At 63.5% G+C, this 19,900-nt stretch carries 11 protein-coding genes; 6 read left to right on the top strand and 5 right to left on the bottom strand.

All coding sequences use genetic code 11. The features are described 5' to 3' along the window. Positions 1-556 precede the first annotated feature (556 nt). Entirely contained in the window at positions 557-9,469 is an 8,913-nt protein-coding gene (locus tag IPV69_RS16560; RefSeq protein ID WP_206290800.1) for an FHA domain-containing protein, read from the top strand. Positions 9,470-9,556: 87 nt separating this feature from the next. Here the strand turns inward: IPV69_RS16560 and IPV69_RS16555 are convergent, their stop codons facing one another. The 5 genes from IPV69_RS16555 to IPV69_RS16535 form a co-directional block, all read right to left on the bottom strand. Further along, positions 9,557-11,014 (bottom strand): hemolysin family protein, encoded by a 1,458-nt coding sequence (locus IPV69_RS16555; RefSeq protein WP_206290799.1) that lies wholly within the window; start codon positions 11,012-11,014, stop codon positions 9,557-9,559. A gap of 132 nt (positions 11,015-11,146) precedes the next feature. Next, positions 11,147-12,010 (bottom strand): SDR family NAD(P)-dependent oxidoreductase, encoded by an 864-nt coding sequence (locus IPV69_RS16550; protein WP_206290798.1) that lies wholly within the window; start codon positions 12,008-12,010, stop codon positions 11,147-11,149. A gap of 74 nt (positions 12,011-12,084) precedes the next feature. After that, complete coding sequence (locus IPV69_RS16545) at positions 12,085-13,041, bottom strand: NAD-dependent epimerase/dehydratase family protein (RefSeq protein WP_206290797.1); 957 nt, start codon at positions 13,039-13,041, stop codon at positions 12,085-12,087. Positions 13,042-13,155: 114 nt separating this feature from the next. Next, positions 13,156-14,994 carry a glycosyltransferase gene (locus IPV69_RS16540; protein WP_206290796.1) on the bottom strand — a complete coding sequence of 613 codons (1,839 nt, stop codon included), beginning with the start codon at positions 14,992-14,994 and terminating at the stop codon, positions 13,156-13,158. Then, positions 14,981-16,582 carry a hypothetical protein gene (locus IPV69_RS16535; RefSeq protein ID WP_206290795.1) on the bottom strand — a complete coding sequence of 534 codons (1,602 nt, stop codon included), beginning with the start codon at positions 16,580-16,582 and terminating at the stop codon, positions 14,981-14,983. Before IPV69_RS16535 ends, IPV69_RS16540 begins: the two co-directional genes overlap by 14 nt. Positions 16,583-16,870: 288 nt before the next feature. Here IPV69_RS16535 and IPV69_RS16530 point away from each other — a divergent pair, with 288 nt between their 5' ends. The 5 genes from IPV69_RS16530 (at position 16,871) to IPV69_RS16510 (ending at position 19,813) form a co-directional block, all read left to right on the top strand. Next, entirely contained in the window at positions 16,871-17,131 is a 261-nt protein-coding gene (locus tag IPV69_RS16530) for a 4Fe-4S dicluster domain-containing protein (RefSeq protein WP_206290794.1), read from the top strand. Positions 17,132-17,276: 145 nt separating this feature from the next. Next, positions 17,277-17,540 (top strand): hypothetical protein, encoded by a 264-nt coding sequence (locus IPV69_RS16525; protein ID WP_206290793.1) that lies wholly within the window; start codon positions 17,277-17,279, stop codon positions 17,538-17,540. A gap of 214 nt (positions 17,541-17,754) precedes the next feature. Next, entirely contained in the window at positions 17,755-18,390 is a 636-nt protein-coding gene (locus IPV69_RS16520; RefSeq protein WP_206290792.1) for a hypothetical protein, read from the top strand. Between the two features lie 29 nt (positions 18,391-18,419). Next, positions 18,420-19,394: an L-lactate dehydrogenase gene (locus IPV69_RS16515; protein ID WP_206290791.1), complete on the top strand. Its 975-nt coding sequence runs from the start codon at positions 18,420-18,422 to the stop codon at positions 19,392-19,394. A 92-nt stretch (positions 19,395-19,486) separates the two neighbouring features. Further along, positions 19,487-19,813, top strand: a complete 327-nt coding sequence (locus IPV69_RS16510) for a Rieske (2Fe-2S) protein (protein ID WP_206290790.1) — start codon at positions 19,487-19,489, stop codon at positions 19,811-19,813. The last annotated feature ends 87 nt before the right edge of the window (positions 19,814-19,900 follow it).

The raw sequence follows: 19,900 nt of genomic DNA, 5'->3' as shown, positions 1-19,900 counted from the left end.
GGCGGCGCCCTTTTCGTCGAGGTGGGTCAATCGCGGATTGTCGGTTTGTTCTGGCTGAGACACGGAACCTCCGTCGAAAGCTCAGTTTGCCGCAAGGGTGCCACAAGAGCAAAGCGAACGGGCGACTAGGTCGAAACGTAAAACACGTTGATACGCGTGAGGGGACCGCGTCGAGGCAATGATTCGGTAACGCAGCGCCATTGCATTGCCAACCAGACCCGACCGTGTCCGGTCCGATAACGGGTTTCCCATCGCGAGGAACGTTGTTTTCCCTTTAAGGCGGTCGATCATCTGGTAGACTCAGGGACTTATCCATTTGGCCGGGAACGGTCGGCCGCGGGTACCGGTGGAGGACTGGTATCCAAGTTTCGGCATCGTCACGAGTTCGGTGTACCCAGAGCGATAGAGGCAAGCGCCCGCGTCGCCCTTTCCGGCGGCCAGATCGGTCAGCGTAAGGACAGGCTCCCTGATGGCATCGTCAAGTTCTTCAAAACGCCCCGCAGGTTCCAGTCGAACCGCCGCGACTCCGCCTCCGGCCGTTGACGGCCCGACCCTCTTGCCGCATGGCAAGCATCGCGGCAAGCCGGGGATGACGCTGAACCGCCCGTTCACGCTCGCCGGGGCCCGCAACCGCGCTCATCTGCACCTGGTCAGCAGCAGCGTCAGCAAGTGTCACGCTGCGATCATCCACGACAACGGCCGCGTCTACATCCGTGACCTTTGCAGTCGAACCCACGTTTACGTCAACGGACGGGTCATCCACGAGATGGAGCTGACCGACGGCGATCTGCTTCAGATCGGGTCGTTCACCTTCAAGTTGCAGCACCCTTCGGCCGGGGCCGAGGTTCCGTCTCCGGCACCGGGACAACTGGTCGAAGCGAACAACGGCGGCGGCGTGCTGCCGCTGGACGGTCGCACGACCGTCATCGGTCGTCGCGCCGGCTGCGACCTGCATATTGACGACGAGCGCGTTTCCACGATCCACGCCATCATCTTCGAACTCGACGGCTTGCGCTACGTTCGCGATCTGGGCTCGCGCACCGGTACTTTCGTCAACGGCGTCGCCGCCCATCAGCAGCCACTGAACCTCAACGACCGGCTGCGCGTGGGGCCGCGCGAGTTCATCTATCGTCCGGCTGAATCCGGGACTGGCACATTCGAGGACATCACCGAACTGGAAGACCTCGTCGGCACGGCTCGCCTCGGGCATGACGAGCTGCTCGGCTTTACCTCCGCCGGACAGCCCCAGGGTTCGCGTCAGACAGTCGCCGAGCCGGGCGTGCCGGCGCAGGACGGGGAAGCGACCAGCAACGGTCATCCGTCGCACGATGCCATGTCGGTGGCAGGAGCGGGGTTGGGCCTGGCAGGTGCTGCCTATGGCGGGCTTGCCGAGGCCGATCTGGTTCCCCTGGCCGACGAAGACGATCTCATTCCTCTGGCACCCGAGCCCTCACGCAGTGCAGCACCGACGGTCGCCGCGGTGGCGCCGGTGGCGTTGCCCGAGCCGATCGATCTTGACGCCGACCCCGACATGAACGGCGTCACCTCGGCCGATACCGTCGGCCTGTCCGTTCCCGGGGCTCGGCCGGCGGCCCCCCCGACGATTTCGCCGATGGTGGAGGACCTTTCGGCGGCGTCTCCTGTCGTCGACGCGTCGACCGAAGACTTCCCGTCCGATGAGGTTGAAGCTGCCGCCGAGTCCATGCATTCCGCCGACTCGGTCGAAGAGCCGGCAATCGACGACGACTTTTTCGCGGAACTTCGGCAAGGTGCCGGTGAGCCCGACGAAGTGGCAGCGCTCGCCGAGTGGCCCGAAGTTGAAGGCGAAGGTCTCACCGCAGAGACTGCCGCGCCCGAGGCCGAACCGATTGCCGACACCGAGATCGATGCCGACATCGGCGGAGCGACATCGCCGCCCGCGGAAACGCTGACTCAGGCCGACGAGGTGTCGCACGACGTCATCCGTTCGACAGCAATCGAGGAGCCGCTCCCCGAGGCACCGGCTGACCAGTCTGCTGCCGCCGGCGAATCGCAGCCCGCCGACATGGTCGAGTTCCCCGAGATGGACGACCTGGGGATGTCGGCCCATGTCATCGGCGTGATGCCCGCCCAGTGGGCCCGCGGGCCCGAAGCAACGCCGCTGGCCGTCGATCCTGCCGACGCATCGGGCACCTTTCCCGCCGACCCGCAGGTCGCCAGTCCGGCGGATGTCCTGGATCACGAGCCGACGCTGGAAGCACCCGCAGACGCTCCACACTGGACCGATTTCGAAGAGAGTTCGCCCCCTAAGTCTGACGAGCTCTCGACCGACGATGTAGTGGCCGAAAGTGCTGTGCCCACCTACGACACGCCAATGTCGAGAGGGGTGTTCGAGTCGGCGTCACCACTTGAGCTGACGCCCGAACAGCCGGTCGACACGGCGGTCGACATGGCGGCCGAGCCCGAGGCTCCTTCCGCTGACGGGACCGCCGGCGCAACGGACGATGACTTCGCCGCCGCGATCGACTGGGATATTCCCCCAATCGAGGAAGCACCGGTATCGGCGGCGACAGTGTCGGGGCCGGATCTGGATGCGGCGTCTTCCACCATCGATCCGGAACAATTAGACGTGGCCGAGATAGAGGCCGGCGACATCGACCCAAGCCTGACCGAAGAAGGGCTTCCTGCCATCGGTCCGGGCGTCATCGCCGCCGGTGACATTGACCCCGACGCACCCCTCGAGACTGAACTCTTCCCCGGCGATGCACGGGCCGTCGCCTCGACACCTGCCTTGCCTCCGGAGGAGGCTGACGTCGGTTCCGACATCTCGGACCAGCCGGAACTTGATGCGGCGATCGACTTCGCCGCACTTGATGCCGCGGCGGCGAACATGCCGTCGTTCGAGTTCCCGACTTCGTTCTCGCCGGCGATCGCCAGCCCGACGACGACCGCGAAGGACGATCTCGACACGGGGCTCGATTTCGTAGAGGAGACTCCACCGTCCGGCACGACGCCTGGCGCAGGGCACCTCGACTCGCTCTCGACCGTAACGGCGAGCGCGCAAGCTCCAGCGAATCTCTCCGCAACGGCCGCCTCACTCGCTCCAGTCGCGGCGCCGGCAGTCGTCGGCGCTGTAACCGTCGCCGGAGTTGCTGCAGCCGCTGTGACGGCAGTACCTCCCCAGACGGCGGGCAAGCGATCTCTGTGGAGCCGCCTGTTCGGCCGAAAGCCCGCTCCAGAGACGGCATCTGCTGCACCACTAGCAGTCGCGCCGGTCTCCACAGTTGTCGTCACGCCCGCCCCGGAGGCGGCGCCAGCAACGCCGGTACGCGCCGCGTTTGACGTCGATGAGGCGATGGTTGATTCGCTCGATCGCGAACTGGAAGCCACGCCGGTGACGGCCGAAGATTCGTCAATGGACTTGGGACGCGGCGACATGAGCTGGCCGCCGGTGCCGCAGGCACCCGCCGTTGCCGTATCCCATGCCGGCACGACCGATGAACCGACGCCCGTCGAGGGCATTTCGACTCTCGAAGGCAATACGCCACTTGAAGAAGTCACACCCGTCGATGATGCCCTTCTCGACGACGGACTGGCATTCGAACCCGCGACCGAACTGACCGCCGACGACTCGGCGGCCGGCGCTGGCAATATTGATATTGATGCGACTGCCTCGATGCCAGGCGGACACTCGATGCCGGTCGAGTTCCCCTCGTCCGGATCGCCGGACGCGGCGACCGCCGACAACGAGAATGTCGCCGCTCCCGACGAGCAGCTCCCGTCCGCGCCGGAAAACGAGGCTCCGCGTCCACTGCCCACGATTGGCGTGGCCGAGATAACGTTGTCGGGCGTCGGCGGGCACGGGGGACAGCTGGTCCTCAGCGGCTTCGGACCGGTCGACCAGATGTGGGGCATCTCGACCGGTGCGCCCATGGATTTTTCCGGTTTCCACGAACCGACAACCGCCGAAACGCCTGCGGCCGAAACCACCCAGGAATCGGCGTCGCACGGGGAGCCTACCGACGCCGTAGGCTTCAATCCTTCCATCGAGGTTCCTACCGGGGACTTGTCAGGACCGGGCGACGCAGACTTCTCGTCGATCTCGACGACGCCGATGGTAGGTTTCGATACCGCCTCGGCCGCGATCAGCACCGACATCGCGCCAGCCGGCGCAGCCGCTCTGACGGACCAGCTTCCCGATGGATTTTTCGAAGAGTTGATCGACGCCCACACGCCCGTTGATGAACCACCGCCGGTGGCTTCCGAAAGCGTCACGGACGAAACATTCGTCGAGCCGTTGGCTGAATCTCCACTGGACGTTGCACCGAGTGAGCCGGCGGCGTTGGAATCGCCGGCGGCGGAGCTTTCGACTACAGAGCCAACGCACCCGACCGACGACGCCGCAGGGCGTTCGTTCGAGACGCCGACCGTGGGCATGCCGGAGTTCGATCCGTTCTCGCTGCACGGGCGAGACCAGGGAAGTTTCTTCGGCGGCATGCCGCTGTCGCTGGGTTCGCTTCAGCCCCAGGAGCCGCCGCGCCCAGCGCGACCGCGCCTGCCGTTCGGCGACCGCCCGGTCACAATGGACACCCGCGCCGACGTGTTGGCCGAAGTAACGATGGTTGAACCTGAAGCGATGCCCATGTTCGGCGCACCGCTGCCGCCTGGTGCTCGCGACGAGACACGGTTCACGCCACTGCGATCCGATCTCGTGCCAATACACGACGACGACTTCGGCGGCGGGGCCTTGCTGACCCAATCGCATCAGGTGACGCCCCCAGCTTCCGGCGAACCGGCCCAACCCGCCGGCGGAACCCTCGCCAACGCCGCCGCCACAATGCCTCCCGACATGATGGCGTCGCAGTCGACTGAGACTGCTGCTGAACCTCCGGCCAGCGAGATTCCGGTAGACGTAGCGGAAACCGCTACCCATTTCGACAGCGAATTGTCGGCCGACGAAGGCAGTCAAACTCCGGTGTTCCCGCCGGAACTTCCTGTCGCCGGCGAAGCAACGCTCCCGCAGCACGATCTCCACGAGACTCCGATCTCGCCGGTGGGTGCGGACGACGCTTTTGAAGATCTGCTGGACGATCTCCAAACCCCTTCCGTTGATCCTGTCGATTCACCGTTGCCCGAATGGACGCCGACCGCAGAGCACACAGCAGGTGACCTGTTCGATGGAGACGCCTCCTCGCCGGCTGAAGCAGTCGCGGCAGATCAGACACCGTCAGTGTCGCCGCCCGAGGCCGGGGTTTTTGAAGAAGTCACCGTCGTAGACGAATTTCTCCCGGAACAGGATCTACTCCTCACCGACGCCCATGACCCGCTGTCGGCGGGCGTGCCGGCGGTGATGGAGATGCCGCTGGAAGAGCCACCGCCGCTGCCGACCGACGCCTCGGAACTGCCCTCGTCCGCTGGCGAGCCGGCCTTGTTCGCCGTGGCAAATCCGGAACCTGTCGCCGAAGACCTCTACGAAACACTGGACCTGGATTCGGACGATTTCCCGGCCGAAGCACCCTCGACCGAAGCGATCCGCGACGAAGGTCCAGCGCCATCGAACGAGTCGGAACCACTGATCTCAGACTCATTCGCGTCGCCCACGACGATTTCCGAGTCGCCGTTATCCGAGCCTCCGATATTCGAAAGCGTCGAACTCGAGGAGGCCACGGCGTCCGACGTGTTTGCAACCAATCGCGTAACGCCGGACACCCAGCCGGCGGATGGCTTCTCCGCCGCAGCACCGCTGCCAGCGGAACAGTCGTTCGGGGAGTTCGATCCGCCCCCGGCTGACGCTCGATCTGCGGAAGGTGCACCGGAAGTTCCGCTCGACGACGACTGGCACGTGTCGGAAGCGGAACTGATGCACGACGAACCGGCGGTGGAATCGCCCGAGCCGGCTTTTGTCGCCGAGCACGTTGAAAGCACATCGATCGGCTTCCTCCCCCCGCCCGCCACGGCTGACGGAGAGTCGACGATTGCCGGGGACTTTGCCGAACCCACGCCCGTTGTGACGATTCCGGGCGAGAAGCATGAAGTCGAAGCTTCATCGCAGGAAGAAGCCGCTGCATCCGACCTCTTCTGGTCGAAGCCAACATCCCCGGCACTGTCGTCAGCAGAGCCTGCCTCCGCCGAAGCAATCTGGGCTGATAAGCCAGCGGTACAGGAAATGGAGACGGCTCCCTCAGCGGTTCCCGAGCCCCATGTCACGCCCACTGACGGTGCGGCATCGGTTGATATGCTGGAAGACTGGAACGTTGCCCCCGTAGAGCCCCCCGAGTCGCAGTCTGCCAGCTTTGAAGCCGCAATTGAGCCGGATTCCTCCGCGCAGCCACTGGGCGGAGACGTCATCGAGGCCGAAACGATCGACGACGACGTCAGGACCGACAATTCTTTGCTGGAATCGAGCCCCAGCGAAACGACATCCCTCGTCGCCCCAGCGGGCGATTTCGCGGGGTCGTCGGAATGGTTCGACCTGCCCGAACTGGTTGAGGTGGAAGAAGTCCAGGAGCCGCAGGACATTGCCGAGGCCGGCTCGGCGACGACCGTCGCGACCACGTTGCCGGTCGACATTTTTGACTTGCCTGCGGACAGCTTAGAGCTCTCCGGGACTGCCCCGGTCGAGGTTTCGGTCGAAGCCGTTGCCACCGAGCCGGTGACGCCATTGGAGCAGCCTGAGTTTGTCTCGCCAGTCGCTGACGACATCAGCCCGGCGGCCGCCGAGGAGCAGTTCCCAACAGCATCAGCATCGACCACCGCCGGCGAACCCGGCTTCGAAGAAAGCCGGCCGGAAGAAGGCACGACGCAAGCCGCGGATGCCGTCGCGACTGGACTTGCCGGCGTAGACGCACTGGCACCCACGGCTGCTGGTGGAGTTCTTGCCGCGGGTGCGGCAGCGGCGGCTCTTTCCCCTGGAAAGAAGCCGGGCATGGCCGCCAAACCGCGTCCGCTGATCCGTCCCGCGGGGATGAGCAAGCCGGGAATCGCCAAGGCCGTCCCGCGACCGGCGAAGCCCCCGGTCGGCCGCACGCCGACCGGCCCCGGCACGGCAGCACCTCTTGCCCGCAAGTTCGACAAGCCCGTCGGCCCGCGTCGCGTCATCGCGGCCAAGCCTGCCGCAACGCCAGTGTCCCCCGGTTTCCGTCCACCGGTGGTCCCCGCAGCGCCTGCTTCGAAGGCTGAGGCAACCCCGGCAGGCCCTTCGCTGCCGGCCCGTCGCTCGGCCAATACACCGGCGATTGCAGCCGACCCACGATCGACGGGTTTACCGTCCCAAGCCGTCCGACGCCCGGCCGCCCTGCCAACACCGGCCGCCGCCCCGCGTGACCCCTTCACGAACACCGGCGACCTGGCTCAGCCGGCCGTCGTCGCGCCCAAGTCGAGCAAGCGGCGGCTCGTGCTCGTGCTGATCGCGGTCGTTCTGACCGTCGCCGCTATCGTCGCCGTCTGGTTGCTGATGGGGCCGCGTTCGACCGTCCAGGGACGACTGCAGTACCGGGGGCTCGATAGCCCGAGAATCACGGCCGATGTGCGCCGGGCGTTTCATCAGCAGCAGATTGCAGCGTTGACCGAACGCCAGGTTCTGGAAGACGCCCGCCGACAGATCTACGACAAGGGAATGTCGCTGGGCATGCTCGATGAAGCGAAGAAGGACGACGCCGTCCGCCTGATTGAATCGCTCAGCGCCGCACGCTGGGATGATCGCAGCGGCGAGTTGGTCATCGACTACCGTGGGGCGACCGGCGAGGCCGACCGCAGCCGTATGCTGGCGATCCTGCATGCGGCCAAGCGTCGATACGACGAATCACCGAAGGCCTCGGCCGGCGACGAAGCGGTGCTTGGCCGTGCCCGGACGAGAATCGGCCAGATCGACGTCGCCCTCAGCAACATCACCGATCGCCGAGCCGAAGCCGAGCGACAGATCGCGCAGGGCCCCACCCGCAGCGCCGAGGCCGATAGCCTCCGGAAGAAGGCGATCGCCCTCAAGGCCGAGTTCGAATCGCTTCCGCAGAAGACGCGTGCCCTGGAAAAGGAAATCGCGATGCTGGAGAACCTTCCCAGCCTCGCGGCAAACGCGGTCGTCTCGTCCGACGAAAACGACACGGAGCTCAAACGGCTGACCGATCAGCTCAAGTCGCTCAACGAAAGCCTGAACGCGGCGATGGAAGCCTCCACGAACAACGCCGGCGACCCCAAGTCGGTGCTCGACGCCGCCCAGCAGCAGTTCGACACGCAGGTCGCCGCAGCCCGCGATGCCGCCGCGGGGAACGTCATCCTGGCAGGCTACCTTGAAAAGCTTCAGGCACTCCAGTTCGAGCTTCGCCGTCACAACGAAGAACTGGCCCAGCAGCAGAAGGACCAGCGGGAGATGCTGGAAAAGCTCCGCAGCCGACTGGCCCAGGAGACCGCCAACCGCATTCAGCGTGCCTGGAACAGCGATCCTCAGCTCAAGGCGCTGGTGACGCGCCGTGCAGTAGTGGAGCGGCAGTTCAACGTCGCGTCGTCGGCGAAGTTGCCCGAATCGAAGAAGCTTGGAGACGAGATGACCGATCTCGACAAGCAGATTGAGGCACTGCGCAGCCTGATCGCGGCAAAGGACGAGTACGACCCGCTTACCAAGCAGTTCCTCGCGTTCATCGACGACAGCGTGAAGCTGGTCGAGCAGTCGCGGCAGCGGAATGAGAAACGTCTGAAGGAGTTGTTCGACGCGTTCGTCGCGGCCAAGCCCGACATGGACAAGCTCCCGGCCGACCAGAAGGCACGGGCCAAGTCGCTCGACGAGGCGTATAAGGCATTGTCCAGCGCGCGGGCGCGATACCAAGCGATGCTCGACGAAACCAATGCGCGGGCGGACTCTGCCGTCCGAGGACTGACGCAGCAGGTGGCAAGCCAACAGGCGAAGGTTGAGGCCCGCAAACGCGAACTGGCCGAGGCGCGGGCCGCGGCAATTGGCGACGAGCCGCCTCCCAGCCTCACGATGGCCGAGCCCGAACGGCTGGCCGCGATCGAGCTTAAGCGCAAAGCGTTGACCGACGCCCGGCTGTCCGAAGCCAAGCTCCAGAATGAGTGGGCCCAGACCTCCCTCTCGGCAAGTCAGGCCCGAGCCGAGGCCGATCTGGCCGAGGCCGCCCGGCTTACGATCGAGAAGCTCGACGCCGAACGCATCGCGCTGAGCGAAGAGCGGCACGTCGAGAACCAGAAGATCGCCGACGCGACCGGCGACCCACTTGCTACGGTGTCGATCGCCGAAGTGGTTCCGGAGTCGGCGTCGATCGTACCCGGCGACGACCAGCGAGCGTGGTACTCGTTCATCGCGTCGGCGGCCGGCATGTTCCTGGTGTTGATGGCGCTGGCGGCGTCGCGCTCGCCGGGCGTGTACATCCCGCCGGTCTCACATTACGCCTACGACCACTTCGATGAGCCCCAAATCGCCGGTGTGCCCGCCGCGGTACCCGCCGAGCCGTTCTCCATGCAGGGCCGGCGAAACGCGTAAAAGTGTTAAGACGAAATTGCCGAGTGATTAGTCGAAGAAGACGGCCAAAGACTCAGCAGTCAGCCGTTGCATCTCCGCACCCGGCGTTCACGCCGCACCCGGTCCGTCTGCCCGCATCTGATCCTGCGTTTGCGGCGTGATGAACACCTGTCCGACCCGACGGGTTCGCTGGACCATGCTCACCACGCGGAAGACGTAGTTCGCAATGACGATCTTGTCACCGACCCGCGGCCAGCGGCCTAGCTCCCGCACCACCAGCCCGCTGACGGTGTCAACGTCGTCAGCCTCCAACTCGTCGCTGTCGAGCTTGAGATTCTCGCGCAATTCGTGCAGCGCAAACGAACCGCTGACGCGGAACCCCTCCCCTTCCTTCACGAAATCGCCGGCGTGCTTGGCGGCGTCGAACTCGTCTTCGATCTCGCCGACGATCTCTTCGAGAACGTCCTCCAGGGTCACAATGCCCTGCGTTGCGCCATACTCGTCAACGACGACCGCCATGTGGACATGGCTGGTCTGAAACTGCCGAAGCAGTTTCGGCACCGGCAGAAGTTCGGGGACGAACAGCACATCGCGCTTAATCTGCATCAGTTCGATATCGCCGGCGCCAATCACGTGCACGCTCGACCCGGGCAATCCGTCGGCGATCGCGATCGCCTCGCCGGCCGGGGTGGTGGCGTCGGCGAATCGGAGCCGGCCGGGGACCAGCTTCAGGTGGGTGAAAAGGTCCTTCATATGGACCAGGCCGACGATGTGGTCGATGTCGCCGTCGCACAGCGGGAACCGCGTATAAGCGCTCTTCTGCACGGTGTTGAGAATCCTGCCGACCGGCTGATCGAGCGACAGAAAATCGACCTGTGTCCGGGGCGTCATGATCTGCCTCGTCTTGAGGTCGCCGAAATCGAACGCACTGGTCAGGATCTGTTCGTTACCCTTGGCGATGGTGCCGCTGGCAACAGCCTGGGCGAGAAGGGCCTTGAGCTCGTCTTCGGTATGAGGGAGCCCGCCATGGGCGTCGTTGTTCAGGTGGACGCCGAAAAGGCGGAGGATGGCGTTACTGACCCAGTTCAGCACCCAGATGATCGGGAAGAACACCCACGTGAAGACGATCAGGGGCGGGGCGAGAACCGGCAGCACCCGGTCGGCAAACTGGATCGCCCAGTTCTTGGGAGCCTGCTCGCCGATCACCACGTGCAAAGCAGTGCCGATCGCCAGGCCAAGCCCGATCGCCAGTCCGCTGTGCTGTCCGGGCAGCGGCTCGGAAGCCAGCCCCATGCGGACCAGCAGCGAGTCAATGATCCCGGCGACCAGCGGTTCGATCACCGCACCGAGTGCCAGGCTGGCGATCGTGATCCCGATCTGGCACGTGGACAGGTAGAGATCGAGCTTGCGCTTGATCTCCAGACACATCCGATACACCAGGCTGTTTTCGGCGAGTTGTTCGAACCGCGAAGCTCGAGCGCTGACCGCGGCGAACTCGGCCGCGACGAAATAGCCGTTGAGCGCGACCAGGGCGAGTGTCGCTACAATTTTCCAAAAGGTATCCACCGGGCGGGGGTTGTAATCCAAGCACCGGACAGTGACAACGCCCGATGCGTCGGCTTCGCGAGGTGGAGTCCGTCTGCCGGCAGCTTCCTTCGTCGGGTTTCCCCCCGGCGGATTTCGATGCGAGGGGCCACACTAGAAGGTGATTTGCCGGTCCTTCTCCGTGATCCGACGAAGGGTAAAGACATCAGAATTGGCCAGCATTTGCAGATGACCCGGGAGGGCACGCCAGGGGTCCCAGACGGCACTGATGATTTTGCCTGAGATGCCATCGCTCGCCGGCGACGCCAGGAAAACGACCAGTTCGGCGGCCTTCTCCGGAGGAACGCCGCTCCCTTTCTGCTTTCGCTCCATCGCCTGCTGGAACTCCCGCCTGATGCCGGCCGGCCCGGCCGCGAGGGTCTCCTCAAGCATGCGGGTATTCATGGCGCCGGGAGACACGGAATTGACATCGATCCTGGCGTCTTTCAGCTCTTCGGCCAGCGTCTCGGCGAGGCGGACCAATGCGGTCTTGGCGCACGCGTAGGCGGTCACATCGGGCCGGGGGCCCGTCGCACCGCCGCCGGAGATGTTGATGATCTTACCGCCGCCCCGACGCCGCATCCCCGGGATGACAAGCTGGCACAGCCGGACCGCGGCGAATAGATCGACGTCAAAAACCTGCTTCCAAGCGGCGAAATCGATGGACTCCAACGGCCCCAGCGGGCCCTGAATGGCCGCGTTGTTCACCAGTACGTCCACGTCGCCGAGCTGCGCGGAAATGCCGGCAAACGATGCTTCGAGAGACGCGATGTCGGCAATATCCGCGGGGAACACGCCAAGCCTCTGACCTTCAGAAGGTGCTTCCGGAAGGCTGGCGGCGAGTTCTTCCAAAGCCTTGCTGTCGCGGGCTACCAGCGCGAGCGACGCACCGGCCGACCAGAGTTGGCGGGCGATCGCTTCGCCGAGACCGCGCGAGGCACCGGTGACCAATGCGAGTTTGGATTGAAGTGGGAGCATGACTTTCGCTCCATCTCCCGGTACGAGGGAGAGGACTCGGTCGGTGGCCCGCACAGCAGGGCCGGTTCGCTCTGCTAGCGCCTCTCGAACAGCCACGGGTTGGCCGTCAGGTATTCCACGGTCTTTTCAACGCCCTTCTGAATCGTGAGCCTGGGTTTCCATCCGAGCGAGCGGACTTTCTTCGTATCAAGGAAGATGAAGGGGTTGTCGCCGATCCATCCCCGGTCGCCGCCGGTGTACTGCCGCTCGGGATTCACGCCCAGCTTGCCGCAGATCCAGCCAATGGAGTCGTTCACCTGGCAATACTCATCGGTGCCCAGATTGTAGATCGCGACGGGCTCGGCGGACTTCTCAATGACCGTCAGGATCGCTTCGACGCAGTCCTTTACATAGAGATAGCTTTTCCGCTGCTTGCCATTGCCGAGCACGCGGAGCCTGGTCGGATCTTTCGCGAGAGCGTGGAAGAAGTCGAACACGTGCCCGTGGCTGTATCGTTCGCCAAGAATCGAGACGAACCGGAAGATGTACGCGGAAAAGCCGAAACCGCTGACATACGCGCTGATGAGGCCTTCGCCGGCGAGCTTGCTGGCACCATAGAGCGACGTCTGGATCGGGAAGGGCGCATCCTCGGGTGTGGGGATCGTCGCTGCTTCGCCGTAGATACTGCCTGTCGAGCTGAAGGCGATCCGCTTGATGCCGGCAAGGCGCATTGCCTCGAGTACGTTGTAAGTTGCAATGGTGTTTTGCTCGAGGTCGCGCCGGGGGTGGTCGGTGCCGAAGCGAACGTCAGCGTTGGCGGCCAGATGGAAGACGAAGTCGTGCCCGGCGACCGCCGAGCCCAGGCGGCTCTCGTCGAGCACATCGCCTTCGATCAGGGTAAAGCCCTTCTGCCTGCTCGCCGGGGCGATGAACTCGCGCTGTCCTGTGGAGAGGTTGTCGTAAACCGTCACCTGGTGACCGTCGGCCAGTAGCCGATCTGCAAGATTGCTGCCGATAAATCCGGCTCCGCCGGTGATGAAGTAACGTGCCATGATGGTTGCCAGGGAGACTATTCGATGGCGCGGCCGATTGCGAGTCGACCGCTGCGTCCGGCGAGGCAACATTCACCGCACCGCGCCACCGCCGCGACCATCATCAACAGCGCATCAAGCCGCATTGCGGAGCGACGCGTCGTCACTGCCGAGGCTCGCCGTCGTCGCAATCGTCGGTCGGGCCGATCGCGCAACGACACCCAGGGGATCGATCCGGGTGACCCGCAGCCATGCAAGTGCCCTGAGCCAGTTGATCGGATCCCGGAAGGTGCTCACCTTCTTGCCTTCCTTGAAGCTTCGCGATCGGTAGTTCACCGGAATCTCAATCGGCTTGTAGCCCTTGCGAATGAGCTTGATCAGCAGCTCGTAGTCGAAGTCGAACCGGTTGCAGTAGAACTCCAGCCCCGCAAGGCAATCACGGCGGAAGACCTTGTACATCGTAAACGGGTCACGCAGCTTCTGCCGGAACAGAACGTTCACGAGCGTCGTGAAAACCCAGTGCCCGAAATTAAGAAACGCACTGGTGATCGGCTGTCGCTCGAACTGACGCATCTTCCACCAGGCGTCGCCGCCATGACGGCTGCCCAGCACGATCGCCTCGCGGCCGGTGATCAGCGGCTCCAGGAGCACGTCGTAGTCTTCCAGGTCGTATTCAAGATCGGCATCCTGGATGAGCACGAAATCGCCTTGTGCGGCATTCAATCCGGTGCGCACGGCATGGCCCTTGCCGCGGGGTTTGTCCTCGAAGATTGCCGTGACACGCGGATGCCCGGCGTACTCTTCGACGATCTGCCGCGTGCCGTCGGTCGAGTTGCTCTCGACCACGATCACCTCGATCGCCAGGTTCGGAATCTGCTTCTTCAGCACCGCGTCCAGCAACGGCCCGACCGTCGCGCTCTCGTTGAACGCGGGAATGACGATCGAGAGCGTGTGCTGCTTCCGAATCGGCTGTTCGCCCGCGGCAGGATTTACGCGCGTCATCGCGACCATCCCGCTCGCCACCACACGCACATCACGCCGGCGAAGCCGCCTGGGCAAGAGGCGCGATGTCGTTCTAACGAGCCGGCTGAACATCGGCACGGGGAACTTTTCGAAATGGCCCGCGACGTAATCCAGATTGAGCGTCTTGTAGCCCGGCGTAACGATCGTGTCGGAGAAGCCGGCCAGGAAAAGCATGTTCTGAAGTGTGTTGCGATCGAAGTAACTCAGGTGCTCGGGCTTAAACTCCATCCAGCTGCGCTTCATCAGCTTTGCCGACCAGGAGTCGAGCGAAGGGGTGGCGATGAGCAGCACGCCGTCCGGCTTGAGAAGCGTGCGAATCCGCCGAAGCATCGCCAGCGGGTCGCGGGCATGCTCGATAACGTCGGCGAGGATGCATACGTCAAATGACGCCTCGGCAAGATCGACCTCTTCAAGTGTCGAACAGTGCACAGTCCCCGATGCCGTCGCTCCCGACCGGCCCGATGCCATCGCTAGACGGTCTCGCGCGACGTCCGCCGATGACTGGGAGATCTCAACGCCGACGATTTCGTAGCCTGCCGCGGCCGCTTCAACCATGCCTTCACCCTGGCCGCAGCCGACTTCGAGAAGCCTTCCGCCGGTTGAACCGCGGTACCGGGAGAGCATCTCAAGATAACCGCGCGCGGTGGATGACTTCATCCTCTCCGCGTGACCTTGTTCGTCCGACAGGAAGTAGTCGGCGGAGTAGATCGATCTGAGCTCGGCATCGGACGGCTGCGGGTTCAGCAGCATGAAGCGGCATTCGTCGCATCGCACCACGCGGAGGCCGTCGCCCTGCGCCGCGTTTTCGGCAGTCTTCGGGCCTGGAATGGAGAACGCGTAGTGCAGGCGTCGCGACCGGCACAGGGGGCAGCAAGTCTGCATGGGTCGGTCGGTCTCGCCGATCTCGCCGCCGACGGTCATCAGGGTGGTGGATTCTTCAGTGCTTTGCATGAGTGATGTCCGTTGTGTTTTCGCTTTCGGGTTCGATCTGACCGCCGAGTGATTCGTAAAGCCGCGCGTTCTTCAACCGGAAGTGGGCACCATATCCGTCGATCGAAATGAGCACGCCAATGCCAAGAGTGATAGCGGCAAGGCAGGTAAAGCTCGTGAGAAGTCGGCGGGCCGAGCGGGCACTGACGCGTCGAACATCGGTCAGATGCCAGACCGCGACGATCGCAACGATGACAAGGGGCGGTGTGAAGTCGGCGAGGTACCGCTGCGAAGACCCGATCATCAACAGCACCGGCGCGAAACCGAGGACGGCCGCCAGCAGAAGCAGGATGACGGGTGTCCGAAGAGCGCGGCCGCCGTCATCTGCTTTTGTGGCAGTTCCTGGGGCCGGCGTGCGCGCGATCGACAGCGCGCGCGATCCTAGGATCGCCGCCAGCGGGATGACCACGAGGACCGGCATCACCCGAGGCAGGCCACTGATCGGCTCGTAGATTTCGTACCCCGGCGGTATGCGAATGAAGGCAGGGAACTGCTCGAAGCCCTGAACGGCGATGAGAAAAGGAAAGTGGTCGAGCCCCGCGATCGGCCGGACGAAGTAGCTCCAGAGATTAGGCCAGAGGTTGTCGATGCCGAACAATCCGGGCAACGCCAAAAGGTCCGCCCCGCCGAGCTGATACTTCTGTCCGAATTGCAGCGGGTGATCAAACCGGACGGCGTTGTAGACACACAGCCCCACCGCCGAGACGACAAGCGGCAGACCGAAAAATGCGAGCGCCTTAAGGCATTGCCTCGGCTGATGTCGATACCGCCAGACGATCACGCCGACGATGACCAATCCGATCGCCGTTACGGTGACCGCAAGACTCACGCGGCTGCCCACCGCGTTCGCCAGGCATACGCCCGCGAGCAGCAGTGCTCGGTGTGAACGGCGATTGACGAAGGTGCTGTCGGCCGCCACATCTGCCCCGGCGCTGAATCCTGAGATCGCGCGCCATGCGAGGTAGATCCCCGCGAGCAGAAAGAACTGGCCGCCGAGGATTGCTGCCTCGTAAACCGCTGCCCGGGTCATGATGCAGGTGATGGGCGTACTGAGTCCGGTCAACAACACACCCAGCGCCGGGAGCCAGACTGGCGACGACGAATAGAACGCCACCCGAAGACGAAGCAGCATCAACCCCGTGACGGCAACGAGGCCCATCGCAAATGTGAAGCAAAGATGCTGATCGGCGATCGTGACTCGATTGCCCAGCAGGAGCTTTGCGGGAACAAGCATCAGGCCCGGCGTCGGTCCCCAGTAGTAGTAGAGCTTTCCGTTGTACAGGCAGGCGTCATGGACGCCGGGCTGCTTTCGATAGACTTCGTTGGCGACCGGGTCGTAGGGATTGGCCAATGCGAGCATCGCCGGGTCGGGGGCAATGGTCAGATGGGTCTGCCCGGCGGCAAAAGCCGTCGCCAGACGGTCATAGCGGTCGCTGTACATGGGCCAGTGGGCCCAATAGCCGGCTGACACGAGCCAGACATGGCACAAGGCAACGAACAACCCTGCGATCAAAACAAGACCGACGGCTCCGACCGAACGGGTCTGCACGGGTGCAGCAACGGCTGGGAGAGGGCGCAGGTCGGGCGAGAAGGTCGTCACGATCCGTTCTTCGGTTTATTCCTTGTGGGGGATAATGAGCGGTTGTGACGACACTCGATTGAAGCGGCGGTATACGCCCGAATGCCAGCTCCGAGGCCGGCCGTGGGGGACACCTTGGCGGACCGGGGCGATTTTCAAACTCGCCGTCATAATCCACGTGCCTCATGACATTCGCCGGGTAGTCTGTATAATCGCTCGCCCGCAGTCGGTCCCTGAGTTCTTTTCCTCGACAGTGCTATGACCCATATTATCGCGCAACCTTGTATCGGCACGAAAGATACGGCGTGCGTCACCGTGTGCCCGGTGGACTGCATCCACCCCACCAAGAACGATCCGGACTTCGAAACCGAAGACATGCTCTACATCGACCCCGACACCTGCATTGACTGTGGGCTTTGCGTCGATGAATGCCCGGTGACCGCGATCTTCCCCCAGGAAGATCTGCCCCCGGACTGGGCCGAGTTCATTGAACGTAACACGTCGTACTACAAGAAGTAAGGGTCAGAAAACCGCAGGCACTGACTCGTCCGTCCGTAAACTTTATCGGACCACCTTTCAATCGACCGATGACAACGGTAGGATCGGCTCCGCCAGCGCAAGGATGCGTTGCAAGCCCGCCGCGAGCGAAAGGAAGCGTTCTCACATGCGTCATCTGGTACTTGCCCTCTTGTTGTTGACCGCCTGCGGCGCGGTGGTACTCGCCGCCCAGGATAAGCCTCTGGCCGCCGACGCTGCCAAAAAGGATCCGAGTAAGCCCGTCAACAAGTTCTGTCCGATTGAAAAAGAGAACGAAGTCGATCCGAAGGTCACGACAACCTACGAAGACAAAGTGATCGCCTTCTGTTGCGCCGACTGCATCGCCAAGTTTAAGGCCGATCCGAAGAAGTACATGAAAGACCTGAAGTAAGGTCTCCCTTACACGCCGGCGAATCGAGCCGGTATACAGACGTCTTGGAGCCTGGCAGGCCCGCGTCGCACCGCGGTAGCGGTCGCGACGCGGGTCTTGTCCTTTTCTGGCCGACGGGCCTTGTCGGCTCTCGGGTGCCTGTCGCTTGTCCACAGGTTGTCACCCTCGCAGATTTCCTGCCGGAACTTCGTTCGTTGCCGGTAGACTGCAACATGTGATCGCCGGTAGCCACATTCCCGAGATCGACCAGGACGTCCCCTCCCCGGCGACGGCGTTTGCGTATCGTCGGCGAGCCCGGCAGATCCGGCATCGATATCGCGACGATCCCGCCGGACTGCACCTTTCGCTCAAGAACCTTGCCATACAGGTCGACTCTGCTCGCCCCGCTGCTTCGGCCAAGGCGGGGCTGCGGCATGTGAAGACCCGCGTTGTGCCCGCACGGGTAATTGCCCCTGCGGTCACCTTTTCCGATCAAGCCAGTAAAGATGCCGCGCGCGAGAATGTCGCCTCGGCGGCGATGGTCGCCCGGCAAACGGCGACGATCGCTTCGGGCCTGCAGTCGCCCGTCGGTCTGGTGGAAGAGTTCTCCGAGCGCGTTCGCTCCCAACTCGGCGAAGGCGTGCTTCGCTACGACCAACGCAAGGCGCTTTACCGCGAAGCCGCTCGGCTTGGAATTGACCGTTTTGAAGCAAGCCTGATCATCGCCGCGATCGAACACCGGCACGGATTGCCCGCCCCATCGATGCCGCGGAATCGGTCCCGGCGTCGAAGCTCCGTGCTCTCAATCGTTTCGGGAGTTCTTCTTCTCGAAGCGCTTCTACTGACCATCGCCCGCCTGTACATGTTTTAGTTCGCCCCCACCGGTATACCATTGCCGACATGACAGACCGTACTGCGAAGATTGCCGTCATCGGAGCCGGCAGTGTCGGGGCGACCATTGCGTACGCAGCGATGATCCGTGGCATTGCCAGGCAGATCGTTCTGTACGACCTGAACCGCGCCAAGGTCACCGCAGAGGTGCTCGACCTAAACCACGGCCTGCAGTTCGTGCCGATGGCGAAGATCGAAGGCTCGGACGATATCGCGATCTGCGCCGACGCCGACGTCGTCGTCATCACCGCTGGTGCAAAGCAGAAACCGGGGCAGACGCGGATGGACCTCGCCGGCGCGAATGCCGGTATCTGCAAAACGCTCCTTCCGCAGTTGCTGAAGGTCGCCCCCAACGCCGTCTACTTGCTGGTGACCAATCCGGTCGATGTGATCACCTATATCGCTCAGAGGATCAGTGGATTGCCGCCGCAGCGCGTGTTCGGCAGTGGAACGGTGCTGGACAGTTCGCGGTTCCGATTCCTGATCGCCGAACGGCTGAAGGTGGCGGTGCAGAGCGTCCACGCATACATCGCCGGCGAGCACGGCGACAGCGAGGTGCCGCTCTGGAGCACCGCGAGCGTTGCGAACGTTCCGCTGCACCAGTGGGCGGTGCAGGGCCATGGGAAGCTGTCAGTCCGCGACCGCACCGAGATCTTCGAGAACGTAAAGAATGCCGCGTACCAGATTATCGCAGGCAAAGGGGCGACCAACTACGCCGTCGGGCTGGCGACGGGAAAGATCCTTGAAGCGATCCTGCACGATGAGGGCCGCGTCCTGCCGGTCAGCAGCCTGCTGAAAGACTGGCGACCATTGGGACGCCCCGACGCCGAGGCGATCGACGACGTCTGCCTGTCGGTGCCATGCGTCGTTAACCGCCGAGGCGTCGATGCGACGCTCGCGGTTCCGCTGAACGACGCAGAACTGGCCGGATTGCGGGCAAGCGCTGAGCGCATTCGCGAGGCGGCCAAGTCGCTGGGATACTGAAGCGGCAAGACTACGATTCTCGCTCGTCTCCATCCATTTCTCCGCGTATCATCCATTGCACCGATGGCACGTTTAACCCCACCCGCAACCTCATGGCCTGGACCAGTCTCTGCGAATTAAACGAACTCAACGAAGGCGAAGGCAAGTACGTCGAAATCGGCGGCTTTAAACTCGCGCTGTTTCTGCATCAGGGGGCCGTCTACACGATGGACAACTATTGTCCCCACGCCGGCGGAAACCTCGCCGCGGGATGGGTTCATGAAGGCTGCGCCGTCTGCCCTTGGCACGCCTGGCCGTTCCGCCTCGACAACGGCGAACTGCGTGATTCCCCTGGCTGCAAGGTCACCACCTACAAAACGCGTGTGTTCAAGATGGAAGGCAAGCCGGAACTGGTGCAGGCGGAATTGCCGATGTACTGAGGGGTGAAATGACGAATGACGAGTGAAGGTTCAAATCTCAATCTCGACATACAGGTCTGAGATTGGCCATTGAGGGTGTTCGTCATC

Source organism: Humisphaera borealis (assembly GCF_015169395.1).
Taxonomy (GTDB): Bacteria; Planctomycetota; Phycisphaerae; order Tepidisphaerales; family Tepidisphaeraceae; genus Humisphaera; species Humisphaera borealis.
Note: the sequence above shows the minus strand (reverse complement) of the source record. Positions and strands in the feature narration are given on the sequence as shown.